The organism is Comamonas faecalis (assembly GCF_039538025.1).
Taxonomy (GTDB): domain Bacteria; phylum Pseudomonadota; class Gammaproteobacteria; order Burkholderiales; family Burkholderiaceae_C; genus Comamonas_C; species Comamonas_C faecalis.
In genome coordinates this window covers 72,875-96,710 of sequence record NZ_BAABBP010000001.1, presented here as the reverse complement: position 1 = coordinate 96,710, position 23,836 = coordinate 72,875, and the positions used below count along the sequence as shown (strand labels likewise).

At 68.1% G+C, this 23,836-nt stretch carries 21 protein-coding genes; 6 read left to right on the top strand and 15 right to left on the bottom strand.

The window, feature by feature from the left end:
• Positions 1–89: 89 nt before the first annotated feature.
• The gene (locus ABD767_RS00440; protein ID WP_103043569.1) at positions 90–407 is read right to left on the bottom strand and encodes a DUF3579 domain-containing protein; all 318 of its coding nucleotides are present in this window, start codon (positions 405–407) and stop codon (positions 90–92) included.
• Positions 408–618: 211 nt separating this feature from the next.
• Between ABD767_RS00440 and ABD767_RS00435 the strand changes: the two genes are divergently transcribed.
• Both ABD767_RS00435 and argF read left to right on the top strand, forming a co-directional pair.
• Positions 619–1,815 carry an acetylornithine/succinylornithine family transaminase gene (locus ABD767_RS00435; protein ID WP_103043570.1) on the top strand — a complete coding sequence of 399 codons (1,197 nt, stop codon included), beginning with the start codon at positions 619–621 and terminating at the stop codon, positions 1,813–1,815.
• A 10-nt stretch (positions 1,816–1,825) separates the two neighbouring features.
• On the top strand, positions 1,826–2,776 hold the full coding sequence (argF, locus tag ABD767_RS00430) for an ornithine carbamoyltransferase (protein ID WP_103043571.1): 951 nt from the start codon (positions 1,826–1,828) through the stop codon (positions 2,774–2,776).
• A gap of 190 nt (positions 2,777–2,966) precedes the next feature.
• Here argF and ABD767_RS00425 read toward each other — a convergent pair whose 3' ends face one another.
• Both ABD767_RS00425 and ABD767_RS00420 read right to left on the bottom strand, forming a co-directional pair.
• Positions 2,967–3,509 (bottom strand): DUF488 family protein, encoded by a 543-nt coding sequence (locus tag ABD767_RS00425; RefSeq protein ID WP_103043572.1) that lies wholly within the window; start codon positions 3,507–3,509, stop codon positions 2,967–2,969.
• The gene (locus tag ABD767_RS00420; protein ID WP_103043573.1) at positions 3,509–3,718 is read right to left on the bottom strand and encodes an HVA1 family protein; all 210 of its coding nucleotides are present in this window, start codon (positions 3,716–3,718) and stop codon (positions 3,509–3,511) included. Before ABD767_RS00420 ends, ABD767_RS00425 begins: the two co-directional genes overlap by 1 nt.
• 203 nt (positions 3,719–3,921) lie before the next feature.
• On the opposite strand from ABD767_RS00420, the gene ABD767_RS00415 reads away from it, so the two are divergent.
• Together ABD767_RS00415 and ABD767_RS00410 are read left to right on the top strand one after the other, a co-directional pair.
• The gene (locus tag ABD767_RS00415) at positions 3,922–4,269 is read left to right on the top strand and encodes a YkgJ family cysteine cluster protein (RefSeq protein ID WP_103043574.1); all 348 of its coding nucleotides are present in this window, start codon (positions 3,922–3,924) and stop codon (positions 4,267–4,269) included.
• Between the two features lie 3 nt (positions 4,270–4,272).
• Positions 4,273–4,599: a YkgJ family cysteine cluster protein gene (locus tag ABD767_RS00410; RefSeq protein ID WP_103043575.1), complete on the top strand. Its 327-nt coding sequence runs from the start codon at positions 4,273–4,275 to the stop codon at positions 4,597–4,599.
• 25 nt (positions 4,600–4,624) lie between these two features.
• Here the strand turns inward: ABD767_RS00410 and ABD767_RS00405 are convergent, their stop codons facing one another.
• The 11 genes from ABD767_RS00405 to dnaE form a co-directional block, all read right to left on the bottom strand.
• Positions 4,625–5,677 (bottom strand): adenosine deaminase, encoded by a 1,053-nt coding sequence (locus tag ABD767_RS00405; RefSeq protein WP_103043576.1) that lies wholly within the window; start codon positions 5,675–5,677, stop codon positions 4,625–4,627.
• Between the two features lie 105 nt (positions 5,678–5,782).
• Positions 5,783–6,877, bottom strand: coding sequence for a BMP family ABC transporter substrate-binding protein (locus ABD767_RS00400; RefSeq protein WP_103043577.1), 1,095 nt, complete (start codon positions 6,875–6,877; stop codon positions 5,783–5,785).
• Positions 6,878–6,930: 53 nt separating this feature from the next.
• Complete coding sequence (locus ABD767_RS00395) at positions 6,931–7,851, bottom strand: ABC transporter permease subunit (protein ID WP_103043578.1); 921 nt, start codon at positions 7,849–7,851, stop codon at positions 6,931–6,933.
• Positions 7,852–8,904 carry an ABC transporter permease gene (locus ABD767_RS00390; RefSeq protein WP_344867521.1) on the bottom strand — a complete coding sequence of 351 codons (1,053 nt, stop codon included), beginning with the start codon at positions 8,902–8,904 and terminating at the stop codon, positions 7,852–7,854. It abuts the gene before it with no gap.
• Positions 8,891–10,477, bottom strand: coding sequence for an ABC transporter ATP-binding protein (locus ABD767_RS00385; protein ID WP_344867519.1), 1,587 nt, complete (start codon positions 10,475–10,477; stop codon positions 8,891–8,893). Before ABD767_RS00385 ends, ABD767_RS00390 begins: the two co-directional genes overlap by 14 nt.
• 87 nt (positions 10,478–10,564) lie before the next feature.
• Positions 10,565–12,139, bottom strand: coding sequence for an AMP-binding protein (locus tag ABD767_RS00380; protein ID WP_103043580.1), 1,575 nt, complete (start codon positions 12,137–12,139; stop codon positions 10,565–10,567).
• Between the two features lie 18 nt (positions 12,140–12,157).
• Positions 12,158–12,943 (bottom strand): enoyl-CoA hydratase-related protein, encoded by a 786-nt coding sequence (locus ABD767_RS00375; RefSeq protein ID WP_103043581.1) that lies wholly within the window; start codon positions 12,941–12,943, stop codon positions 12,158–12,160.
• 24 nt (positions 12,944–12,967) lie between these two features.
• Entirely contained in the window at positions 12,968–14,407 is a 1,440-nt protein-coding gene (locus ABD767_RS00370; RefSeq protein ID WP_103043582.1) for a malonyl-CoA decarboxylase domain-containing protein, read from the bottom strand.
• Positions 14,408–14,574: 167 nt separating this feature from the next.
• Positions 14,575–16,923, bottom strand: coding sequence for an ATP-dependent Clp protease ATP-binding subunit ClpA (gene clpA / locus ABD767_RS00365; protein WP_103043583.1), 2,349 nt, complete (start codon positions 16,921–16,923; stop codon positions 14,575–14,577).
• A gap of 61 nt (positions 16,924–16,984) precedes the next feature.
• A complete protein-coding gene (gene clpS / locus ABD767_RS00360) occupies positions 16,985–17,341 on the bottom strand; it encodes an ATP-dependent Clp protease adapter ClpS (protein ID WP_344867513.1) in 357 nt (118 codons plus the stop codon).
• Positions 17,342–17,446: 105 nt separating this feature from the next.
• The gene (gene dnaE / locus ABD767_RS00355) at positions 17,447–20,998 is read right to left on the bottom strand and encodes a DNA polymerase III subunit alpha (protein WP_103043585.1); all 3,552 of its coding nucleotides are present in this window, start codon (positions 20,996–20,998) and stop codon (positions 17,447–17,449) included.
• Between the two features lie 141 nt (positions 20,999–21,139).
• Between dnaE and ABD767_RS00350 the strand changes: the two genes are divergently transcribed.
• Both ABD767_RS00350 and ABD767_RS00345 read left to right on the top strand, forming a co-directional pair.
• Positions 21,140–21,937: an outer membrane protein assembly factor BamD gene (locus tag ABD767_RS00350; protein WP_103043586.1), complete on the top strand. Its 798-nt coding sequence runs from the start codon at positions 21,140–21,142 to the stop codon at positions 21,935–21,937.
• A gap of 15 nt (positions 21,938–21,952) precedes the next feature.
• Complete coding sequence (locus ABD767_RS00345; RefSeq protein ID WP_103043587.1) at positions 21,953–22,783, top strand: protein phosphatase 2C domain-containing protein; 831 nt, start codon at positions 21,953–21,955, stop codon at positions 22,781–22,783.
• A gap of 29 nt (positions 22,784–22,812) precedes the next feature.
• On the opposite strand, the gene ABD767_RS00340 is transcribed toward ABD767_RS00345, so the two are convergent.
• Positions 22,813–23,835, bottom strand: a complete 1,023-nt coding sequence (locus ABD767_RS00340) for an aminotransferase class I/II-fold pyridoxal phosphate-dependent enzyme (protein WP_344867508.1) — start codon at positions 23,833–23,835, stop codon at positions 22,813–22,815.
• Position 23,836: the final 1 nt, after the last annotated feature.

The following is a 23,836-nucleotide window of genomic DNA, read 5'->3' as shown; positions in this document are numbered from 1 at the left end:
AAAACAGGTGCCGCGAGTCGGTGTCGGTGTGGAAGGCCAGCCCTCTGGCCGATGGCTCCATCGCGGCGGCACGCCGCGCCCGCAGCCGCTTATTTCGCGTCCGGCAGCAGGCAGGCCTCGACCACCTGCAGGCTGTTGTCCTTGGCAAAGTTCATCACGAAGTCCCAGGCCATCGGCTCGTGGCCCTGCAGGTCGCGGTGCACGACGACGCACTTGACGCCGCCCATCGACGTGGGAATGCACCAGGGCGAATAGCTCAGGTGGCTGCCCGGATTGGAGCAGGCGCCTCCCGGGCGAAACTGACTCATCACGCCTGCCAGCCTTTCGGCCCAATCACTGGGCCGAAAGGTCTTGCCTTCCTTGGTAAGGCCTTGAATGAAGACTTCTTTGGACGAGGGTGCAGCCATCGGTGGTGGAGCGTTGGAATGGGTGCGGCCTGTTGGGTCGCAACCCGGCATTCTAACTCTTATACAAGACCTGGGGTTTATACGGTGCCATGCACCGCCCGGCCTTGACGCCGCGCAACAAGCTGGAAACGCCACACTAGAATGTTCGATTTGCTGCGCCGCGACAAGACCATGTCCGCCACAGCGCCATCCATCTGAGGAGTTGATTCCCATGACCGCTACCGCCGAGGCTGCCTCGCCCCACGTGATGAACACCTATGGCCGCGTGCCCATCGCACTGGAGCGCGGCCAGGGCGTACGCGTATGGGACACCAACGGCCGGCAGTACCTGGACGCGCTGGCGGGCATCGCGGTCAACACCCTGGGGCACAACCACCCCAAGCTGGTGCCTGCGCTGCAGGATCAGGTGGCCAAGATCATCCACTGCTCCAACTATTACCACGTGCCCAACCAGGAGCGACTGGCGCAGCTCTTGACCGAGCGCGCGCACATGACCAACGTGTTCTATTGCAGCACCGGGCTGGAGGCGAACGAGGCGGCCATCAAGATCGCGCGCAAGTACGGCGTGGACAAGGGCATTGAAAAACCCGTCATCGTCGTCTACGACCACGCCTTCCACGGCCGCTCGTTCGCGACGATGACCGCCACCAGCAACCCCAAGGTGCGCAACGGCTTCGGCCCGCTGCTCGACGGTTTCCTGCGCGTCGCGCCCAACGACATCGAGGCGCTCCGGGAGGCGACCGAAGGCAACCCGAACGTCGTCGCGGTAATGATGGAGCCCATCCAGGGCGAGGGCGGCCTGCATCCGATGCGCGTGGAATACATGCAGCAGGTGCGCCGGCTGTGCGACGAGCACGGCTGGCTGATGATGTTCGACGAAGTGCAGGCCGGCATGGGCCGCACCGGCAAGTGGTTCGCCCATCAGTGGGCGGGCATCGTCCCCGACGTGATGACGCTGGCCAAGGGCCTTGGGTCGGGCGTGCCGATCGGCGCGGTGCTGGCCCACGGCGCGGCGGCGCAGGTACTGCAACCGGGCAACCATGGCACGACGTTCGGCGGCAACCCGCTGGCCATGCGCGCCGGGGTCGAGACCATCCGCATCATGGAAGAAGACCGCCTGCTGGCCAACGCCACCGAGGTCGGCGCCTATCTGAAGGCTGCGCTGGAAAAGGCGCTGCTGCCGATTGCCGGCGTCAACGAGGTGCGCGGCCAGGGCCTGATCATCGGCGTCGAGCTCGACCGCCCCTGCGGTGCGCTGATCAACCTGGCGGCCGAGGCCGGCCTGCTGCTGTCGGTCACCTCCGACAGCGTGATCCGCATCGTCCCCGCGCTCATCCTCACGCGCGAGGAAGCCGACGAGATCGCCTCCCGGCTCACCCCCGTGGTGCGCGACTTCCTGGCCCAATGAAAGCCGCCCAATGAAGCACTACCTGCAGTTCTCTGATTTTTCCGCCGACGAATACGCCTACCTGTTCCAGCGCGCGGCGGTGATCAAGGCCAAGTTCAAGGGCTACGAGAAATACCACCCGCTGGCCGACCGCACGCTGGCCATGATCTTCGAGAAGGCCAGCACGCGCACGCGCGTGTCCTTCGAGGCCGGCATGTACCAGCTGGGCGGCTCAGTCGTCCACCTGACCACCGGCGACAGCCAGCTGGGCCGCGCCGAGCCGATCGAGGACAGCGCGCGCGTCATCAGCCGCATGACCGACCTGGTGATGATCCGCACCTTCGGCCAGGACAAGATCGAGCGCTTTGCCGAGTTCTCGCGCGTGCCGGTCATCAACGGCCTGACCAACGAGTTCCACCCCTGCCAGATCATGGCCGACCTGTTCACCTTCATAGAGCACCGCGGCTCACGCGGCGACGCAGGCGACGCACTCTCATGCCTTCAGGGCAAGGTGGTCGCCTGGGTGGGCGACGGCAACAACATGGCCAACACCTGGCTGCAGGCCGCCGACCTGCTGGGCTTCACTGTGCACGTCAGCACCCCCGGCGGCTACGAGGTCGACGAGAAGCTGGCCTTTGGCGGCAAGCCCCACCGCGCCGGCTGCTACAAGGTCTTCGCCAACCCGATGGACGCCTGCCGCGGCGCCGACCTGGTCACCACCGACGTGTGGACCAGCATGGGCTACGAGGCCGAGAACGAGGCCCGCCGCAAGGCCTTCGCCGACTGGTGCGTGGACGCCGAGATGATGTCCGCTGCCCAGCCCGACGCCCTGTTCATGCACTGCCTGCCCGCCCACCGCGGCGAGGAAGTCATGGCCGACGTCATCGACGGCCCCCAATCCGTAGTCTGGGACGAGGCAGAAAACAGAATGCACGTGCAAAAGGCACTCATGGAGTACCTTTTGCTCGGCCGGCTGGCGTAGCCAGGCGGCTGTGCGCCAGCGCAGGCAGACTGTTTCGGCGCAGGCTCATGTGCGCGCAGCGCACGTGAAGCGGCCGCAGGCCGCGCGCCGAAGCCACAACGGATGCACGTGCAGAAGGCACTCATGGAGTACCTTTTGCTCGGCCGGATTGCCTGACAAGGCAAGCTGCCAGCGCGATCAACACCGGCACTCACCCCGCCGGCTGCAGCGGATAGCTGACCTGTCCGCCCTCGCCCACCACCGCCCCGGCGCTCAGCCGCGCCGGCTCGACCTTGCCCAGACCCATGATGTGCAGCACCTGGCAGCCATGCGCCAGCAGGTGGTCGGTCACGATGCGCCGGTGGCAGCGCCACCACAGCACCTCGGCGCACATGAGCGCACAGCGCTTTTGCTCTCCCAGCGCCAGAAGTTCCTGCAGGCCCTGGGCAAACGCGGGCGTGCAGGCGTAGTCGGCATAGCGGTGAAAGCTGGCGTTGCTCCACCAGCCGTTGGCGCGCGCATCCACGCCCGGCGTGCGCCCGCGCAGACCGCCCAGCGCCGCCATGTGGCAGTAGTCGATTCCCTGTGCGCGCAGCGCCGGCGCCAGAGCGTCGGCGTCGAACTGGGGCTGGGCGCGCGACCCTGTCATCTTGCGGATGTCGACCAGGCAGCCAATCTGCACCTGCCGCAGCAGCGCAGCGAACTCCTCCAGGCTGTGGTTGGAGTGGCCGATGGTGTAGAAGATCGGCGCCATCACAGGCGCTCGAGCACCGCGCCGCGATGGGCGGCGATGTGATCGGTCTTGTCGCTGCGGATTTCGTACTGCGGGTTGTCGGGCGTGGCCCGGTGACGGTGGCCCTTGTAGTCGAAGTCCTGCGTGTGCACCGCAATGATGTGACCACTCACATGGCCCGCCTCGCTGTTCCATCGCACATGGTCGCCAACCTGAAATAATCGGGTCATCGGTATATCTCCATCCGATCTTGTCGCATCCGAAATGAACGCCTATCTGCACGCCATGGTGCGCCCGCCGCACCGCTTCACGCAATAGACCGCCCTGTTTGGTGGTAGGTGCATCCCGCGCGGACGCATCGCCAGCGTTTCACCCCCCGCCCGCCTCCTGGCCTGCGACGCCAGCGACTGCCGGGCCATTTTCAGATCCGATCATGTCACTGGACGATCACCCCTGCCTGCACTGCGGAGCCTGTTGCCACGAGTACCGCGTGGAATTTTCGGTCTATGAACTGCAATCGATGGGCGGGCTGGTGCCCGACGCGCTGGCGCACGAAGTGAACGGCAACCGCTGGCGCATGAACGGCACGGCGCGCCGCCCGGTGCGCTGCGACGCGCTGACCGGCTGCCTGGGCGAGACCTCGGTGTGCGGTATTTACGAGCAGCGCCCCAGCGCCTGCCGCAGCTTCGAGATGGGCAGCGAGCGCTGCAACGAGGCCCGCGCGCGCCACGGCCTGGCGCCGCTGCCCACGCCCTGGCCCGATCTGCCGCAGGCGGCCTGACACATGAATGCGCCCGACCACCCCTGCCTGCACTGCGGCGCCTGCTGCGCCAGCCTGCGCGTGGATTTTTCGGTGATGGAGACCGAGGCCGAGGGCGGCAGCGTGCCGGACGGACTGGCTGTTCCCGTCACGCCGACCATGGTGCGCATGCGCGGCACCGACCACAGCCCGCCGCGCTGCGCGGCGCTCGTGGGCAAAGTCGGCGAGCAGGCCAGCTGCGGCATCTACGAATGGCGCCCCGGACCCTGCCGCGAGTTCGAGCCCGGCTCCGACGCCTGCCGGCGTGCCCGCGCGCGCCATGGGCTGGCGCCACTGGCCGAGCCGTTCTGACCCGGCGCGACGGCAGCGCGCAGGCTCACCCGCCGTCCGCGACGCGCTCCACACAGGCCTGCAGCTGCTGCTGCCAGGCGCGCTTGTCGGCCTCGGGTGCAAAGCTGGCGGCAAAACTGTTGTGCGCCAGCTGCCAGGCATCGCGTGCATCCAGCTGCGGCAGCGCGGCAAAGGTCTGGGTGAAGTTGTCGTTGATGTAGCCGCCGAAGTAGGCCGGATCATCGCTGTTGATCGTGGCGGCCAGCCCGGCCTGCAGCAGCTGCGGCAGGCTATGCCTGGCCAGGTCGGGGAACACGCGCAGCTTGACGTTGGACAGCGGACACACCGTGAGCGGAATGCGCTCGCGGGCCAGGCGCTGCATCAGCAGCGCGTCCTGTACCGCGCGCACGCCATGGTCGATGCGCTCGGCGCCGAGCACGTCCAGCGCCGCCCAGACATAGGCCGGCGGCCCCTCCTCGCCCGCATGGGCGACGACATGCAGGCCCAGCTCGCGGCAGCGGGCGAACACGCGGGCGAACTTCTCCGGCGGGTGGCCCAGCTCGCTGCTGTCCAGCCCCACGCCGATGAACTCGCCCAGGAACGGCAGTGCCTGCTCCAGCGTCTCGAACGCCTCCTCCTCGCTCAAGTGGCGCAAAAAGGACAGGATCAGCGCTGCGCTGATGCCCCACTGGGCGTGCGCATCCACGCAGGCGCGGCGCAGGCCACGCACCACCGTCTCCATCGCCACGCCGCGCGCGGTGTGCGTCTGCGGGTCGAAGAAGATCTCGGCGCGCACCACATTGTCGCGCGCCGCGCGCTGCAGATAGGCCAGCGCCATGTCGTAGAAATCCTGCTCGTGCAGCAGCACGCTGGCGCCGGCGTAGTAGATGTCCAGAAAACTCTGCAAGTCGGTGAACGCATAGGCGCTGCGCAGCGCCTCGATGCTGTCGTAGGGCAGGTGCACGCCGTTGCGTTGCGCCAGCGCAAAAATCATCTCGGGCTCAAGCGAACCTTCGATGTGGATGTGCAGCTCGGCCTTCGGGATGGCGGCCAGCAGCGCGGGCAGGTGGTCGGAGGCGATCGTTGGGAAGGTGGTCATCGGTGCTTGTCTCCCTGTTGTCGTGGGCATACGACTGTGCATGCCGCTCAAACACCAAGGGCTGCCCGCGGCAGCCCTTGTGTGCGGTTGCGTCAGTGCGCAAGCTTACTTGCCCGGCACCTTGCCTTCCACGCCCTCGACGTAGAACTGGATGGCCTTGAGGAAGTCGTCATCGGCCACCTTGCCGCCGGTCAGCACTTCCTTGCCCTGGTTGTCCTTGACAGGGCCGGTCCAGATCGAGAACGAGCCGTCCTTCAGGCCGGCCTTGGCTTTTTCGACGCGCGCACGCGCGTCGGCGGGCACGCTGTCGGGGACGTCGATCAGGTCGATCGCGCCCTCCTTGACGCCCCACCACTGGTTGGGGCCGACCTTCCAGCCGCCATCGAGCGCCTGGCCGACGGCGTGGGTGTAGTACGGCGCCCAGTCGATGATGGACGAGCCCAGGTGCGCCTTGGGTCCGTAGCTGGCCATCGGTGAGTTCCAGCCGAAAGCGTGCTTGCCCATCGACTCTGCGGTCTTGAGCACGGCCGACGAGTCGGTGTTCTGGAACAGCACGTCGGCGCCGGCGTTGATCAGCGTCGTGGCCGCCTCGACCTCCTTGGGCGGGTTGTGCCACTCGTTGAGCCAGACCACCTGCAGCGTGGCCTTGGGGTTCACCGCGCGCGCACCCAGCGCAAAGCTGTTGAGGTTGCGCAACACCTCGGGGATCGGCACCGTGGCGACGTGGCCGAGCTTGCCGGTCTTGCTGACGCTGCCTGCAATCAGGCCGGCCAGGTAGGCGCCCTCGTAGTTGCGCGCCTCGTAGGTGCGCAGATTCTTGGCCGTCTTGTAGCCGGTGCAGTGCTCGAACATGACCTTGGGGTTGTCCTTGGCTACCTTGAGCATCGGGTTCATGAAGCCAAAGCTGGTGCCGAAGATCAGCCCGCAGCCCTGCTTGACCAGGTCGCGCGCGACGCGCTCGGCGTCCGGGCCCTCGGGCACGTTCTCGACGAACACGGTCTGCACGCGGTCGCCGAACATCTTCTCCACCGCCTTGCGCCCGTTGTCGTGGGCAAACGTCCAGCCGCCGTCGCCCACCGGGCCCACGTAGATCCAGCCGACTTTCAAGGGCTTGCCACCCGCGGCGTAGCTGGGCAGCGCAAGCCCGGCCGCAGAGGCGGCGGCCAGTTGCAGCATCTGGCGCTTGTTCAGGTCGATCATTGGTGTCTCTCCATGGGAAGGGGTCGGGAAATTCCGTTGCGGCCCGCAGGCCGTCAACTGTTGGGGGTGAAGGGTTTGCCAAGCGACGCCGGCATGTTGGTGCGAATCCACGCCGCGTTGCGCGAGATCAGCGCCAGCACGACGATGGTGGCCAGGTACGGCGTCATCGCCAGGAACTGCGGCGCAATCGCCGTGCCCTGGCTCTGCGAGTAGAACTGCAGCATGGTCACGCCGCCGAACAGGTAGGCGCCCAGCAGCACGCGCGCCGGCCTCCATGTGCCGAACACCACCAGCGCCAGCGCGATCCAGCCCTTGCCGGCCACCATGCCCTCGGTCCACAACGGGGTGTAGACCAGCGTCAGATAGGCGCCGGCCAGGCCCGCCATCGCACCACCGAAGACCACCGCCGCCAGGCGGATCCAGCGCACCGGATAGCCCAGCGCATGCGCCGACTGCGGACTCTCGCCCACCGAGCGCAGCACCAGGCCGGCGCGCGTGCGGTACAGCCACCACACCAGCGCCGCGGCCAGCAGCATCGTCAGATAAACCATCGGATGCAGGCGAGCCAGCGCGGGGCCGAGCAGCGGAACGTCGCCCAGCCCCAGCCAGCTGAAACTGGGCCGCGCGCTCAGCGTGGCCTGCACGTAATCGATGCCGACAAAGGCCGACAGCCCGCTGCCGAACAGCATCAGCGCCAGGCCGGTGGCGTACTGGTTGGTGCCCAGCCAGATCACCAGCCAGCCGAACACCGCCGCCAGCGCCGCACCCGCGACGGCGCCGCCCACAAAGCCCAGCAGGTCGCTGCCGCTGTGCACGCCGACGGCGAACGCGGCGATCGCCGCGCACAGCATCATGCCCTCGACGCCCAGGTTGAGCACGCCGGCCTTCTCGGCAACCAGTTCACCCAGCGCCGCCAGCGCCAGCACGGTGCCGGCGTTCAGGGTGGATGCAAACAGCAGTGCGTAGACGTCCATTCAGCTCTTGCGCAGTCGGTGGTGGATCAGGATGTCGCAGGCCAGCAGCGCGAACAGCAGCAGGCCCTGGAACACGTCGGTAAGCGACTTGGGCAGGCCCAGGCGCGACTGCGCCAGCTCCCCGCCGATGTAGAACATGCTCATCAGGATGGACGCCAGCACGATGCCCAGCGGGTGCAGCCGCCCGACGAAGGCGACGATGATGGCGGCAAAGCCGTAGCCGGCCGGAATGTGGGGCGTGAGCTGCTCGATCGGCCCGGCCACCTCCAGTGCGCCGGCCAGCCCGGCCGCGCCACCCGAGACCAGCAGCACCGTCCACAGCGCACGGCGCGACGAAAACCCCGCGTAGCGCGCCGCCGCCGGCGCCAGCCCCCCCACTTGCAGCGCAAAGCCGCTGCGCGTGCGGTACATGTACAGCCACATCACGAATGCGCCAACCAGCGCCAGCACCACGCCCAAATTCATGCGCGCGCCCTCGATCAGGCGCGGCACCAGCACGCCTGGCTCGAAATTCTTGGTCTGCGGAAAGTTGTAGCCCATCGGATCCTTCCACGGCCCGAAGACGAAGTAATACAGCACCTGGATGGCCACGTAGACCAGCATCAGGCTGACCAGGATCTCGTTGGCGTTGAAGCGGTCGCGCAAAAAGGCGACGATGGCCGCCCACGCCATGCCGCCGGCCATGCCCGCCAGCAGCACCGCGCCCATGATCCAGCGCCCGGTATCTTCATCGGCCTGCAGCGCCACCCAGGTGGCGGCCACGGCGCCGATCACGTACTGCCCCTCGGCGCCGATGTTCCAGACGTTGGAGCGAAAGCCCATCGCCAGCCCCAGGCCGATGAGCAGCAGCGGCGTGGCCTTCATGCTCAGCTCGCCCCAGGCCTCGGCCGAGTTGATCGGCTCCCAGAAGAACACGCGCAGCCCCTGCAGCGGATCCTTGCCCAGCGCCACGAACAGCACGCTGCCCAGCAGCATGGTGATGGCCAGCGCCAGCAGCGGCGAACCGACGGACCAGGCGCGCGAGGGCTGCGCCCGCAGCTCAAGACGCGGCATGGGCGACCTCCTCCTGCCGTGCCACAGCACCCAGGTGTGCCTGCACCTCGGCGTGCCACAGCCCGCTCATCCACTCGCCAATGCGCTGCACCGTTGCGTCGGCGCGCGCCACCGACGGCGACAGCCGCCCCTTGGCAAGCACGTACAGGCGGTCGCTGATCTCGAACAATTCGTCCAGCTCCTCGCTGAGCACCAGCACCGCGCAACCCTGGTCGCGCAGCGCCAGAATGGCGCTACGGATCTGCGCCGCCGCGCCCACGTCCACGCCCCAGGTGGGCTGCGAGACGATGAGCAGGCGCGGGCGCGCGTCTATGGCGCGTCCGACGATGAATTTCTGCAGGTTGCCGCCCGACAGCGACTGCGCCGGCGCCTGCGGCCCGGCCGCCTTGACCTGGAAGCGCTCGATGATGGCCTGCGCCTGCGCGCGCAGTTGCCCCATGCGAATCCAGCCGCCCGGACCCAGCGCCTCCTCGCGCGTGAGCAGCAGGTTGTGCGCCAGCGCCATGCCTGGTACCGCGCCGCGTCCCAGGCGCTCCTCGGGAACGAAATGCAGGCCCAGCGCACGGCGCTGGCGCGGGCCCAGGCGCGCGGCGGGCCGCCCGCCCAGCTGCACCATGTGCGCCGCGGCGCGGCAGTCTTCGCCCGACAGCGCGGCCAGCAGCTCCTTCTGGCCGTTGCCCGAGATGCCGGCAATGCCGACCACCTCGCCGGCGCACACGCGCAGGTCGACGTCGATCAGGTCGACGCCGAAGGCATCGGCTCGCGCCAGCGCCAGCGCCTGGGTGCGCAACACCTCGGCGCCCGGCGGTGTGCTGTGCGGCGCCAGCTCTGCGGGCTCGGCGCCAATCATCAGCCGCGACAGCGAGGCATTGCTCTCCTGGCGCGGGTCGCACACGCCGGTCACACGGCCGGCGCGCATCACGGTGCACCGGGTGCACAGCGCGCGGATCTCGTGCAGCTTGTGGCTGATGTAGAGGATGGAGCAGCCCTCGCTTGCGAGCTGGCGCAGCACGACGAAGAGTTTCTCGACCGCCTGCGGCGTCAGCACCGAGGTGGGCTCGTCCAGGATCAGCAGGCGCGGGTTGGTCAGCAGCGCACGGATGATCTCCACGCGCTGCATCTCGCCCACGCTCAGCGAATGCACCGGCCGCTCGGGGTCGACCTCAAGCCCGTATTGCGCGGCCACCGCGGTGATGCGCTCGCGCACCTGCGCCAGCGTCATGCCGCGCTCCAGGCCCAGCCAGACGTTCTCGGCCACGCTCAGCGTGTCGAACAGGCTGAAGTGCTGGAACACCATCGCAATACCCAGGCGGCGCGCATCCTGCGGGTCGTGACCCTTGAGCGGCCGGCCGTCAAATTCGACGGTGCCGGCGTCGGGCTGAACCGCGCCGTAGATGATCTTCATCAGCGTGGACTTGCCCGCGCCGTTCTCGCCCAGCACCGCATGGATTTCGCCCGGCGCCACGTCCAGCGCTATGCCGTCGTTGGCCAGCACGGCCGGGTAGCGCTTGGTGATGCCGCGCAGCCGCAGGCGCGGCGGCGTCTGTCCATCGCTGGGGGGAGTGTCAAACATGGCAGCGATTGTCACCGACTTGGCGAGCCGTATTTTCGGGTTTGACCCGAATGCGCGGCGCACGATCAGGGGCCATGGGCCGGCCCCTCATGCAAACACGTCCTGGTACTGCGCGCGCAGCAAATTCTTCTGCACCTTGCCCATGGTGTTGCGCGGCAGCTCGGCGGCGACGACGCAGCGCTTCGGGATCTTGTAGTTGGCCATGCTTTGCCGCAGCGCTTGCAGAATGGCCTCGGGGTCGGGCGAGGCGCCGGGCCGGGGCACGACGACGGCAACGCCCACCTCGCCGAAGTCCGGGTGCGGCACACCGACGACCGCGCTCTCGTCGACGCCGGACAACTCGTTGATGACCGACTCGATCTCGGCCGGGTAGACGTTGTAGCCGCCGCTGATGATCAAGTCCTTGCTGCGCCCAACGATGGTCACATAGCCGCGCGCGTCCTGGCTGCCAACGTCGCCGGTGCGAAACCAGCCGCCCGCGGCAAACTCCTCGGCGGTCTTCTCGGGCATGCGCCAGTAGCCCTTGAACACATTGGGTCCGCGCACCTGGATGGCGCCGATCTCGCCCGCCGCCAGCGGCCCGTCCTGCTCGTCGACCACGCGCAGATCGACGCCCGGCAGCGGGAAGCCGACGGTGGCGCCGATGCGCTCGCTCTGGCCCTGGTGACGCGCGTCCGCCGCGTAGGGGTTGGAGGTCAGCATGATGGTCTCGCTCATGCCGTAGCGCTCCAGGATGGTGTGGCCGGTGCGCTCCTGCCAGGCGTTGAAGGTCTCGATCAGCAGCGGCGCCGAGCCCGAGATGAACAGCCGCATGTGGCGCGCCGCCTCGCGCGTGAGCGCCGGGTCGGCCAGCATGCGCACGTACAGCGTGGGCACACCCATGAAGACGGTGGCGCGCGGCAGCGCCGCAATCACCGCGGCCGGGTCGAACTTCGCCATCCATATCATCTTGCTGCCGTTGATCAGCGCGCCATGGATGGCGACGAACAGCCCGTGCACGTGAAAGATGGGCAGCGCGTGGATCAGCACGTCGCCCCGGCCCTCGGGCCCGCCGGTGGCCGTCCAGCCCCAGTAGTCCTTGAGCACGCGCGCGTTGGACAGCAGGTTGCCGTGCGTCAGCATCGCGCCCTTGCTGCGCCCCGTGGTGCCGCTGGTGTAGACGATGGCGGCCAGGTCGTCCTCGGCGCGCGGGGCGGTGGCAAACGCATCGGGCTGCACCGCCGCGCGCTCCAGCAGCGAGCCATTGCGATCGTCGCCCAGCGTGAACACATGGCCCACGCCGGCGCTGAAGGCCAGCTGCGACACCCAGCCGAAGCTGCCCGGCGTGCAGACGACGACGGCGGGCTCGGCGTTGCCGATGAAGTACTCGATCTCGGCCTTGCGGTAGGCGGTGTTCAGCGGCAGAAACACATGGCCGGTGCGCAGCACGGCCAGGTACAGCAGCATGGCCTCGACCGACTTGTCCACCTGCACAGCGATGCGGCTGCCCGCCGGCAGTTGCAGCGACGCCAGCAGATTGGCCAGCCGGCCGCTGGCATGATCCAGGTCGCGCCACGAATAGTTCAGTGCCTCGCCCATCGGGCTGGTGGCCTCGACTGCAATCTGATCCAGGTTCGCAGGAAACGCGGCGCGCAGCGCGCCATACAGGTTGAAGTCTTGCATTGCCATGTTCCGTATCGATCAAAAACAGGGGGATCGCTTGGCCAGGAATGCGCCAATGCCCTCGCGGTGCTCGGCGCTGTCGGCATAGGCATAGGGGTCGGGCAGCGCATCGACCGGCACGCCGGCCTGCAGCGCGCGCAGCGTCTGCTTGTTCATGCGCGCAGCCTGCGGCGCAAGTGCGGCCACGCGCTGCGCCAGCACCTGCGCCTGGGCATGCAGCTGGTCTGCTTCGACCACCTGGCCCAGAAAACCCTGGGCAAGCAGCGTCTGCGCATCCAGCGTGGCCGCCTCCAGCAACATGCGCCGCGCCAGCGTCTGGCCGACCGCGCCCATCACCAGCTGCGCCTCGCGCGGCGCCATCGGAAAGCCCAGCCTGGCGATCGGCGCGCCAAAGCGCGCGTCGTGCGCGGCAATGCGCAAGTCGCAACAGCTGGCGATCTCCACGCCCGCTCCCATGCAGGCGCCGGCAATCGCGGCGACGACGGGCGCGTCGCAGGCCAGCATGGCCGATAGCGCGCCCCAGACCTCGTCCTCGTGAAAGCTGCGCAGCGCGGCCGCGTCGAAGCGGAAGCCGGGGTATTCGGAGATGTCGCCGCCGGCGCAGAACGCCGCGCCCTCGCCCGCCACCAGCACGCAGCGCACCGCCGTGCCGGCGCGCTGGATGTCCTCGAACACCGTGCGCAGCTGGCGCCACATCGCGCGGTTCATCGCGTTCAGCCGCCCGTCGTTGCACAGCACGACCTGCAGCACGCCCGCCCGCCCCGGCGCGCCCGGTGCAGGCGCGCAACGCACTTCAGCGCCCATCGCGCCACCTCCGGTCAAAAAGCTTCATAGACCTTCGCGCGCCAGCGCCTGCACCTGGCTGGAGACGGCCGCCTTCCCCTGCGCCAGCTGGGCGCGGTGGCGATCCAGGCGCTTCAAGTCGTACAGATAGTTGACCATCAGCCCGAACGACTGCTTCAGGCCCTTGGCCGAGGGGTCGCCCATCCAGTTGATCTGCTCGACGCGCGCGCCGTTGCCCAGATGAAAACGCGCCACCGCATCCAGCGCACGGCCATCGCGCATGCCCGACAGATAACGCGCAGCGCAGCCGAGCAGAAAGGCGCGCAGCGGCGACTTGGACGTCAGCTGCGCGGCCTGGTCGGCCGCGGCCAGCAACTGGGCCGCCGTGGCCGACTGGCCAGCATCCACGCCCATCGCACGCGCCAGCGCGCCGTACTGGCGGGGAGCCAGCAGCGCCAGCTGCGCGTCGCTCTCGCGCGCCAGCCAGGCACGAAAACCCGGAATGGGCGACAGCGTGGCGAAGTGGCGCAGCCGCGCGAACTCTGCCTGCAGCTGGTCGACCACATGCTTGATCAGCGAGTCGCCAAAACTCACGCCGCGCAGCCCCTCCTGGGTGCTGCTGATCGAATAGAAGATGGCGGTCGTCGCACGGCTCAGATCCACTGGCGCGGCCGCCTCGTCGAGCAGCGGCGTGATGCTGCCGGCCAGCGCATCGAGCAGCGCGACCTCGACGAAGATCAGCGGCTCGCCGGGCAGGCTGGGATGGAAGAAGCCATAGCAGCGCCGGTCGCTGTCCAGGCGGTTCTTCAGGTCGTCCCAGCTGCGGATGTCGTGCACCGCCTCGTACTGGATCAGTTTTTCCAGCAGCGACGCCGGCGAGTCCCAGGACAGGCGGCGCAGCTCCAGGAAGGCCACGTCGAACCAGGTGGAGAACAGATGCTCCAGCTCGCCGTCCAGCGCCTGCAGCTGCGGGTTTTCGCGCACCAGCGCCAGCAGCTCGGCACGCAGGTCGACCAGAAAGCGCATGCCCCCTGGCGGCACCGCAAAGCGCTGCAGCAGCCGGGTGCGCGGCGACACCAGCGCCTGGCGCAGCGCCGCCTCGGCCCGGGCGGCCTGGGGCGTGCCGGCGACGGCCTCGTAGCGCTGGTGCGCGGCCTTCAGGCGCTCGGTGTCGGGCGCGTACTGTTCGGTGAGCAGCGCCCACAGATCGCTGCGCTGCGCTGCTGGTGCCTGGGCGTACCAGTCGATCACGGCCTGCGCGCGCCGCCCAGCCTCCACCTCGCTGATGCGCGGCGCCACCACCTGCTGCAACTGCTCGTGCAGCTGACGCAGCGCGCGCGGCGCCAGCGCCTCATCCTTGCGGCGCAGCGTCGCCGCCAGGCGTTCGTGCGTGCTGCGCGGCGCGGCCTGGCCGTCGGCAGGCTGCGCGGCGGCCGGGCGCAGGCGCTCCACATGGCGTGCAATCCAGGAAGACGTATCGCTCATCGTTGTCACCGCAGGCATAGATTGCACAAATCATAGCGGCCGACGCCAGCGCTGCAACGCTTTTGCAGCGGTCGTCCTGTCTCTCTGGCGATCAGGCGCGCCGAGCGGTCCAGTAAAAACGCCGCCTGCAATGCAGGCGGCGTTTGCCGTGGAGGAGCCAAGTGCGCTCAGCTGGTCGCGGCCTCGGGCTCGGCGGGCTCGGACTTCGTGCCGCGCTCCTTCTTGGCCGTCGGCTGGATGTCGAGCATCACCTCGGCCACGTCGTCCCCCTTGTCGTCCTGGTGGTGGGTGATGTCCACCGTCAGGCGCCCGCCCTCGGTCAGGCGGCCAAAGAGCAGTTCGTCGGCCAGCGCCTTGCGGATGGTGTCCTGAATCAGGCGCTGCATCGGACGCGCGCCCATCAGTGGGTCGAACCCCTTCTTGGCCAGGTGCTTGCGCACCGCGTCGGTGAAGGTGACCTCCACCTTCTTCTCGGCCAGCTGCTGCTCCAACTGCAGCAGGAACTTGTCGACCACGCGCAGGATGACCTGCTCGTCCAGCGCCTTGAAGCTGACCACCGCATCCAGGCGATTGCGGAACTCGGGCGTGAACAAACGCTTGATGTCGGCCATCTCGTCGCCCGCCTGGCGCTGGGTGGTGAAGCCCATGGTCGCCTTGTTCATGGTCTCGGCGCCCGCGTTCGTCGTCATGATGATGATGACGTTGCGGAAATCCGCCTTGCGGCCGTTGTTGTCGGTCAGCGTGCCGTGATCCATGACCTGCAGCAGCACGTTGAAGATGTCCGGGTGCGCCTTCTCGATCTCGTCGAGCAGCAGCACCGCGTGCGGCTTCTTCGTGACCGCCTCGGTCAAGAGTCCACCCTGGTCGAAGCCGACGTAGCCCGGGGGCGCACCGATCAGGCGGCTGACCGCATGGCGCTCCATGTACTCGGACATGTCGAAGCGGATCAGGTCGACACCCATGATGAAGGCCAGCTGGCGCGCAGCCTCGGTCTTGCCCACGCCCGTGGGGCCGCTGAACAGGAAGGAGCCGATCGGCTTGTCGCCCTTGCCCAGACCCGAGCGCGCCATCTTGACGCTTGATGCCAGCACCTCAAGCGCCTTGTCCTGGCCGAACACCACGCTTTTGAGGTCACGCTCGAGTGTCTGCAGCTTGCCGCGGTCGTCGTTGCTGACGTTGGCCGGCGGAATGCGGGCAATCTTGGCGATGATTTCCTCGATCTCGGTCTTGCCGATGGTCTTCTTGCGCTTGGACGGCGCCAGGATGCGCTGGGCCGCGCCGGCCTCGTCGATCACGTCGATGGCCTTGTCGGGCAGGTGGCGGTCGTTGATGTACTTGGCCGACAGCTCGGCCGCCGCCTGCAGTGCAGCCGCGGCGTACTTGACGCTGTGGTGCTCCTCGAAGCGACTCTTGAGACCCTTCAGGATGTCCACCGTCTCGGCCACCGTCGGCTCGACCACGTCGATCTTCTGAAAGCGTCTTGAGAGCGCCGCGTCCTTCTCGAAGATGCCGCGGTACTCGGTGAAGGTGGTCGCGCCGATGCACTTGAGGTGGCCCGACGACAGCGCGGGCTTGAGCAGGTTGCTCGCATCCAGCGTACCGCCCGAGGCAGCGCCCGCGCCGATCAGCGTGTGGATCTCGTCGATGAACAGAATCGCGCCGGGCTTGTCCTTGAGGTTCTTCAGGACGCCCTTCAGGCGCTGCTCGAAGTCGCCGCGATACTTGGTGCCGGCCAGCAGCGCGCCCATGTCGAGCGCGTAGACCGTGGCTTCTTGCAGCACCTCGGGCACCGTGCCCTCGGTAATGCGCCAGGCCAGGCCCTCGGCGATCGCGGTCTTGCCCACGCCCGCCTCACCCACCAGCAGCGGGTTGTTCTTGCGCCGGCGGCACAGGATCTGGATGGTGCGCTCGACCTCGTAGTCGCGCCCGATCAGCGGATCGATCTTGCCGTCCTTGGCCGCCTGGTTGAGGTTTTGCGTGTACTGCTCCAGCGCCGAGGCCTTCTCGCTGCGTTCGCCGCCCTGGACGGCCTCCTCGTTCTCTGCCTGGGCCTCGGGCTTGGGCGCCTCGGCGCTGTCGCCCTTCTTGATGCCGTGGGCAATGAAGTTGACCACGTCCAGGCGCGTCACGCCCTGCTGGTGCAGGTAGTAGACGGCGTGCGAGTCCTTCTCGCCGTAGATGGCGACCAGCACGTTGGCGCCGGTGACCTCCTTCTTGCCGTTACCGGTGGACTGCACGTGCATGATGGCGCGCTGGATCACGCGCTGGAAACCCAGCGTGGGCTGGGTGTCGACCTCGCCCTCGCCGGCCACCTGGGGCGTGTTGTCCTGAATGAAGTGGGCCAGCGCCGAGCGCAGGTCGTCGATGTTGGCCGCGCAGGCGCGCAGCACCTCCGACGCGCTGGGGTTGTCCAGCAGGGCGAGCAACAGGTGCTCGACGGTGATGAATTCGTGGCGTTGCTTGCGTGCCTCGACAAAAGCCATGTGCAAGCTGACTTCCAGTTCCTGGGCAATCATGTGAGAACTCCTTTCGCTTGCTCTGGATGGGACGTTACATCAAATCGGGGTGGCGCGCTGCTTATTCAACCGGCTCGCTCACGCATTGCAGCGGGTGGCCCGCGTGGTGGGCCGCCTGCATGACCTGGTCGACCTTGGTGGCGGCCACGTCGGGCGTGTAGACGCCGCACACGCCCCGACCATCGAGGTGGATCTTGAGCATGATCTGCGTGGCCGCCTCGCGGTTCTTGTGAAAATATTCCTGCAAAACGACGACGACGAACTCCATGGGCGTGAAGTCGTCGTTGAGCATGACGACCTGATGCATGGCCGGGGGTTGCAGTTTCTGGGTGCGCCGCTCGAGCACGACCGAGCCACCGTCGTCGTGCGACGGCGTTTGTCGGGGAAGCTGGGGCGGCACAGGTGCTTGGGTTGCCATGCAGGTCATTCTAGTCAGCGGCCTTGGCGCGCGCTGCCTCAAGGACATGGTGTTTGTGCCGCTTTTTTCAAGTCTGCGAGCGCGCCGGAGCCAGTGAATCGGCGCCTATACCTGCGCCGCCTCATAGACCACGCGCACCTGGCCGTTGCCGGCCTGGGTCAGCCATGCGGCCAGCGCCGCGTCGCTGGGAAAGAAGCGGCTGGCCTCGCCCAGCTGCAGCTCGGCGCGGGCCTGGTTCTGGCCGTCCTGGCCGCACAGCAGTTGCAGGCGCACGCGCAGGCCGTGGCTGAGCGTCTCGCCGTGCTCGGTGTCCTCGCGCCGGGGCGGAAACTCCCGCACGATGGCCGCCACGTCCGGCGCCGCAGCGCCCACCTGCACCTGCAGGTAGCGGCCAAAGCGCGCACGCGCGTCGGCCAGGCTCCAGGCCTGCTGCACCTTGACGCGCAGCCCGCCGCTGAAGTGATCCAGCTGCAGCCGTCCGCTGACCACCACCGGCTGGTCGTCTTTCAGCGCGCCGGCGCAGGCCTGGGCGACGGCCTCGTCGGCCGAGGCCTCGATGGCCTGCGTGCCGTCGTCGATCTTGAACAGCAGCAGCCGCCCGCGCTGGCCATTGATGCTGCGGCTTTCGCTGACGATGCCGGCCAGCAACTGCGGTTCGCGGCTGTCCTTGAGCTCGGCCAGCGGCGTGCGCACGATGCGGCGCACCTCGTCGCGCACCTCGTCGAACAGATGGCCCGACAGGTAGAAGCCAATCGCGGTCTTCTCCTGCACCAGGCGCTCGCGCACGCCCCAGGGCGCCACCTGCGCCAGCGGCGGCTCCTGCGTGCTCGACCCCTGGGCGTCGTCGCCCATCATGTCGAACAGCCCGCCCTGGTTGGCGTTGGCCAGCTGTGCCGCGGCCCAGTCGAAGGCCATGTCCAGCGACGCAGCCAGCGCCGCGCGGTCGCGCTGCAGGCCGTCAAAGGCGCCGGCCTTGATCAACGCCTCGACGGTGCGCTTGTTGATGCGCGTGCGGTCGACGCGCACGCAGAAGTCGAACAGATTGGCAAACGGCCCCGTCTCGTGGCCGCGCGGGCCTTCGCCGCGGCCCTCGCGCGCAGCGATGATGGCCTCGATGGCCTGCTGGCCCGTGCCCTTGACCGCGCCCAGGCCATAGCGGATGACCTTGTCGGTGACCGGCTCGAAGCGGTACATGCCGCGGTTGATGTCCGGCGGCTCGAACGTCAGCCCCTCCTTGAGCGCGTCCTCGTACAACACCTTGAGCTTGTCGGTGTCGTCCATCTCCACGGTCATGTTGGCGCAGAAGAACTCGGCCGTGTAGTGCACCTTGAGCCAGCCGGTGTGGTAGGCCAGCAGCGAATAGGCGGCGGCATGCGACTTGTTGAAGCCGTAGCCGGCGAACTTCTCCATCAGGTCGAACACCTCGTCGGCCTGATCCTGCCCAATGCCCTTCCCGGCCGCGCCCTTGCGGAAGATCTCGCGGTGCTCGGCCATCTCCTCGGCCTTCTTCTTGCCCATGGCGCGGCGCAGCATGTCGGCGCCGCCCAGGCTGTAGCCGCCCAGCACCTGGGCGGTCTGCATCACCTGCTCCTGGTAGACCATGATGCCGTAGGTCTCGGCCAGCACCGGCTCGACCAGCGGGTGCGGGTACTCCACCACCTCCTTGCCGTGCTTGCGGTTGATGAAGCTGGGAATCAGATCCATCGGCCCGGGGCGGTACAGCGCGTTGAGCGCGATCAGGTCTTCCAGCCGGCTGGGACGCGCCTCTTTCAGCATGCCCTGCATGCCGCGGCTTTCAAACTGGAACACCGCCTCGGTGCGCCCCTCGGAGAACAGGCGATAGGTGGGCGCGTCATCGAGCGGGATGTTCTCGAAGGCGAAGTGCGCCTGTCCCTTGTGGCGGCGCACGATCAACTCTTTGGCGATCTCCAGGATGGTCAGCGTCGCCAGCCCCAGAAAGTCGAACTTCACCAGGCCGATGGCCTCGACGTCGTCCTTGTCGTACTGGCTCACCGCCGACTCGCTGCCCGGCTGCTGGTACAGCGGGCAAAAATCGGTCAGCTTGCCCGGCGCGATCAGCACTCCGCCGGCGTGCATGCCGATGTTGCGCGTCATGCCTTCGAGCTGCTGCGCCATCTCAATGACGGTGCGCACGTCTTCCTCGTTGCGCACCCGCTCGTACAGCTGGGGTTCCAGCTCGAGCGCGTAGTTGTTCTTGTCGCCTTCCTTCTTGACCTCGGGCGGATAGGCCAGCGTATAGGTCTGCCCAGGCTTGCCCGGCACCAGCTTGGAGATGCCGTCGCAAAAGGTGTAGCTCATGTCCATCACCCGCCCGACGTCGCGGATCGCCGCCTTGGCGGCCATGGTGCCGAAGGTGGCGATCTGGCTGACCGCGTCCTTGCCGTACTTGTCCTTGACGTAGTCGATCACCCGGTCGCGGTTGGCCTGGCAGAAGTCGATGTCGAAGTCGGGCATCGACACCCGCTCGGGATTGAGGAAACGCTCGAACAGCAGGTTGTATTGCAGCGGATCCAGGTCGGTGATCTTGAGCGCATACGCCACCAGCGACCCGGCGCCCGAGCCTCGCCCCGGCCCCACCGGGCAGGCGTTGTTCTTGGCCCACTGGATGAAGTCGCCCACGATCAGGAAATAGCCCGGGAAACCCATCTTGAGAATGGTGCCCAGCTCGAACTCCAGGCGCTCTACGTAGCGCGGGCGCTGCTTCTCGCGCTCGGCCTCGTTCGGGTACAGATGCTGCAGGCGCTGCTCCAGGCCTTCATAGGAGGCAACGCGGAAATACTCGTCGATCGGCATGCCGCCGGGCGTCGGAAAGTCCGGCAGGCGCGGCTTGCCCAGCACCAGCGTGAGGTTGCAGCGGCGCGCGATCTCCACCGTGTTGGCCAGTGCCGACGGAATGTCGGCGAACAGCGCCTGCATCTGCGCACTGCTCTTGAAGTGCTGCTCGCGCGTGAAGCGGCGCACGCGCCGCGGATTGGCCAGGATCTCGCCCTCGGCAATGCATACCCGCGCCTCGTGCGCCTCGTAGTCCTCGGGCGCCAGGAACTGGATCGGGTGGGTTGCCACCACCGGCAACTGCAGCCGCGCGGCCAGTTGCACCACCGCGCTCACGTGGGCCTCGTCGTCGGCGCGGCCCGCGCGCTGCAGCTCCAGGTAGAAGCGGTGCGGGAACAACTGCGCCAGGCGCAGCGCCAGCGCCGCCGCCTCCTCGTCATTGCCGCGCGCCAGCGCCTGCCCCACCGGGCCTGCCTGCGCGCCCGACAGCGCGATCAGCCCCTCGCCCAGCTCCTGCAGCCCCTGCCAGGTGCACAGCGGCTGGCTCCGGGCGACGCCCTGGGTCCACGCGCGCGCCAACAGCTCGCACAGATTCAGGTAGCCCTGGCGGTTTTGCACCAGCAGCAGCATGCGCGCCGGCGCCTGGTCGGGTTGCACCTGCAGGTTGATCTCGGCGCCGATGACCGGCTTGACCCCCTTGCCCCGTCCCTGGCGGTAGAACTTGATCGCGCCAAACAGGTTGTTCAGGTCGGTGATGGCCATCGCCGGCTGGCCGTCTGCGGCGGCCGCCTTGATGGCCTGGTCGATACGGACGATTCCGTCGACGACGGAAAACTCGGAGTGCAGGCGCAAATGGACAAACATGGGAAGCGATTGTAGAAAGCCCGCCATGCCCGCGGCGCGACAAAACCGTCCGAGTGCCTGGGCGCTTCCTTACAATGCGCCGTTACGCCCAGGTTTTGCGCCCTGAGCCCCACATCTCTTTTACTGCCCGCGCCCGCCGACATGCCGCGTTTTTCACCGTCTCTGATCCCTGCCCTCCTCGCCGCCAGCCTGCTGGCCGCCTGCTCCAGCACGCCCAAAGACCCAACGGCCGGCTGGAGTCCCGACAAAATCTATTCAGAGGCGCGCGACGAGCTCAACAGCGGCGCCTATGAAAAAGCCGTTCCGCTGTTCGAGAAACTCGAAGGCCGCGCCGCCGGCACGCCGCTGGCCCAACAGGCGCAACTGGAGAAGGCCTACGCGCAGTACAAGGACGGCGACCGCATCCAGGCGGTGGCGACGCTGGATCGCTTCATGAAGCTGCACCCGGCCAGCCCGGCCTACGACTACGCGCTCTACCTCAAGGGCCTGGTCAACTTCAACGACGACCTGGGGCTGTTCGCCTGGATCTCGCGCCAGGACCTGTCCGAGCGCGACCAGAAGGCGGCCAAGGAGTCGTTCGAGGCGTTTCGCGAGCTGGTCACGCGCTTTCCCGAGTCGCGCTACACGCCCGACGCGCGCCAGCGCATGACCTACATCGTCAACGCACTGGCGCAGTACGAGGTGCACGTGGCGCGCTACTACTATGAGCGCGGCGCCTACGTGGCCGCGATCAGCCGCGCGCAAAGCGCCATTGCCGACTACCAGCAGGTGCCAGCGACCGAAGAGGCGCTGGTCATCCTGGTGCGCTCCTACGACGCGCTGGGCATGACGCAGCTGCGCGACGACGCCCAGCGCGTGCTGCAGGTCTCCTATCCCGACAGCCGTATGCTGCAAGGCGGGCTCAAGGACAAGGACAATCCCTGGTGGAAATTCTGGTAAACACCCCCGCCCGCCATGAGCAAAGCCTTCAGGCTCACCGCCTCCACCGGCATCCACAAGGGTGACCGCAGCTACCAGCAGGATCAGGTGCTGGTGCTCCCGCACCCGCGCCACAACGGCTGCCTGCTGTGCATCGTGGCCGACGGCATGGGTGGCAGGAGCGGCGGGCGCAAGGCCTCCGACCAGGTTCTGATGACCGCGCGCCAGCTGTTCGAGCGCTACAGCCCCGACAGCGACGACGCGGCCGCGCTGCTCAAGCTCATCGTGCAGGAGTCGCACATCGTCATCCGGCTCACCGCGCTGTCGTCCGAGCAGGAGCCGCACAGCACGATTGCCGCCTTTCTGATCAACCCCCAGGGCGACTGCCACTGGCTGCACGCGGGCGACTCGCGCATCTACCACTTCCACAACGGCAAGCTGGTGTACCGCACGACCGACCACTCCTACGTGCAGTCGCTGGTCGACCGCGGCGAGATCACCGAGGCGCAGGCCAACACCCACCCGCACGCCAACATCCTGGTCGGCTGCCTGGGCGCCGAGAACGACCCGCCGATCACGCCCCACCTGATCAGCCAGCTGCGCCCGGGCGACGTGCTGATGGCCTGCAGCGACGGCCTGTGGCACTACTTCTCGCCGGCCGAGCTCGCGTCGGTGCTGCACGCGCTGACGCCGCGCGAGGCCACCGAATTCCTGATCGCCAAGGCCCGCGCACGCGCGCGCGGCACCGGCGACAACCTGTCGCTCGTCGTGGTCAAGGTCGATGCGCTGGAGCAGGCCTCGCAGCGCTTTGCCGGTTTCGACCAGGACGCGCCGCCGGCCACCACGGCGCCGGCCCCGGCGCCCTGACCACCCCTCGGGCGCCTGCACCGTCGCCGTCAACGCCCTCGCCAGGCCTGCGCCAGCGCCTGCTGCGCCGGCGGCGCCAACACCCCCAGGCGCACGCAGCCGGGCAGGCCGAACGAGGCGCAGTCGCGCAGCTTGATGCCCTGCCCGCGCAACCGGCGCAGCGCCTGCTCCATGTCCGCCACCGGCAGGCGCGCGACGAAGAAATTGGCCAGACTGCCCTCCTGCACCTGCCAACCCAGGCCGACGCACAGCGCCAGCTGCTGCGCCTTGTAGCGCCGCAGCCGCTGCAGCGACTGCGCCAGCCAGTCCTGCGTCTGCGCCAGCACCCAGCCCGACAGCAGCGCCACGCCGTCGGCGCCCACCGGCCATGACGGCGCCAGCGCCTGCAGCGCCAGCGCCACCTCCACGGCCTGCGCCGGCGCCACCGCGTAGGCGGCGCGCACGCCGGTCAGGCCCAGCGCCTTGTTGGGCGTCCACAGCTGCCAGGCGTCGCCCGCCAACGTTGGTGCAGCTACGTCATCCAGCACCAGCGGCGCATAGGCACAGTCAATCACGCGCAGCGCGCCCTGCGCCGTGGGTTGCCGCGTCCAGCGGGCCAGCACCGCATCCGGCATGCCCAGCGGGCTGGACGGCTGGCAGGCCCAATGCAGCGCGGGGGCTCCGTCATGCTGCGCCGCAGCGGTGCAGACATCCAGCCCCCACAGCCGCGCGGCGCGCGCATAGTCGCCGTAGGCATGTGCCGGCAGCACCGCGCGACGCAGCCCAGTGCGCGCCGCATGGGCGCTGATGCGGTGAATGAACTCACTGGCGCTTGCCGCCAGCACGATGCGCCTGGGATCCACGCCATGGAACCGCGCCAGCTGCGCGCGTAGCTGCGTGTATGCCGGGTCGGGGTAATGGCGGGGGTCGGCCGCCTGCAGCAGCTGCAGCACCTGCGGGCAGGGGCCGCAGGCGTTGGCGTTGGTCGAAAAGTCGTGCAGCGGCACGCCCAGTGCATCGGGGCCGCCGTGCAGCGGCGCCTCGCCCGTCGCGTTTTCATGCCAGGCATCCATG

Bases quoted from the DNA above. Each gene is read 5' to 3' on its own strand.
- ABD767_RS00440 (WP_103043569.1), bottom strand. From the start codon at position 407: ATGGCTGCACCCTCGTCCAAAGAAGTCTTCATTCAAGGCCTTACCAAG.
- ABD767_RS00435 (WP_103043570.1), top strand. From the start codon at position 619: ATGACCGCTACCGCCGAGGCTGCCTCGCCCCACGTGATGAACACCTAT.
- argF (WP_103043571.1), top strand. From the start codon at position 1,826: ATGAAGCACTACCTGCAGTTCTCTGATTTTTCCGCCGACGAATACGCC.
- ABD767_RS00425 (WP_103043572.1), bottom strand. From the start codon at position 3,509: ATGGCGCCGATCTTCTACACCATCGGCCACTCCAACCACAGCCTGGAG.
- ABD767_RS00420 (WP_103043573.1), bottom strand. From the start codon at position 3,718: ATGACCCGATTATTTCAGGTTGGCGACCATGTGCGATGGAACAGCGAG.
- ABD767_RS00415 (WP_103043574.1), top strand. From the start codon at position 3,922: ATGTCACTGGACGATCACCCCTGCCTGCACTGCGGAGCCTGTTGCCAC.
- ABD767_RS00410 (WP_103043575.1), top strand. From the start codon at position 4,273: ATGAATGCGCCCGACCACCCCTGCCTGCACTGCGGCGCCTGCTGCGCC.
- ABD767_RS00405 (WP_103043576.1), bottom strand. From the start codon at position 5,677: ATGACCACCTTCCCAACGATCGCCTCCGACCACCTGCCCGCGCTGCTG.
- ABD767_RS00400 (WP_103043577.1), bottom strand. From the start codon at position 6,877: ATGATCGACCTGAACAAGCGCCAGATGCTGCAACTGGCCGCCGCCTCT.
- ABD767_RS00395 (WP_103043578.1), bottom strand. From the start codon at position 7,851: ATGGACGTCTACGCACTGCTGTTTGCATCCACCCTGAACGCCGGCACC.
- ABD767_RS00390 (WP_344867521.1), bottom strand. From the start codon at position 8,904: ATGCCGCGTCTTGAGCTGCGGGCGCAGCCCTCGCGCGCCTGGTCCGTC.
- ABD767_RS00385 (WP_344867519.1), bottom strand. From the start codon at position 10,477: ATGTTTGACACTCCCCCCAGCGATGGACAGACGCCGCCGCGCCTGCGG.
- ABD767_RS00380 (WP_103043580.1), bottom strand. From the start codon at position 12,139: ATGCAAGACTTCAACCTGTATGGCGCGCTGCGCGCCGCGTTTCCTGCG.
- ABD767_RS00375 (WP_103043581.1), bottom strand. From the start codon at position 12,943: ATGGGCGCTGAAGTGCGTTGCGCGCCTGCACCGGGCGCGCCGGGGCGG.
- ABD767_RS00370 (WP_103043582.1), bottom strand. From the start codon at position 14,407: ATGAGCGATACGTCTTCCTGGATTGCACGCCATGTGGAGCGCCTGCGC.
- clpA (WP_103043583.1), bottom strand. From the start codon at position 16,923: ATGATTGCCCAGGAACTGGAAGTCAGCTTGCACATGGCTTTTGTCGAG.
- clpS (WP_344867513.1), bottom strand. From the start codon at position 17,341: ATGGCAACCCAAGCACCTGTGCCGCCCCAGCTTCCCCGACAAACGCCG.
- dnaE (WP_103043585.1), bottom strand. From the start codon at position 20,998: ATGTTTGTCCATTTGCGCCTGCACTCCGAGTTTTCCGTCGTCGACGGA.
- ABD767_RS00350 (WP_103043586.1), top strand. From the start codon at position 21,140: ATGCCGCGTTTTTCACCGTCTCTGATCCCTGCCCTCCTCGCCGCCAGC.
- ABD767_RS00345 (WP_103043587.1), top strand. From the start codon at position 21,953: ATGAGCAAAGCCTTCAGGCTCACCGCCTCCACCGGCATCCACAAGGGT.
- ABD767_RS00340 (WP_344867508.1), bottom strand. From the start codon at position 23,835: ATGGATGCCTGGCATGAAAACGCGACGGGCGAGGCGCCGCTGCACGGC.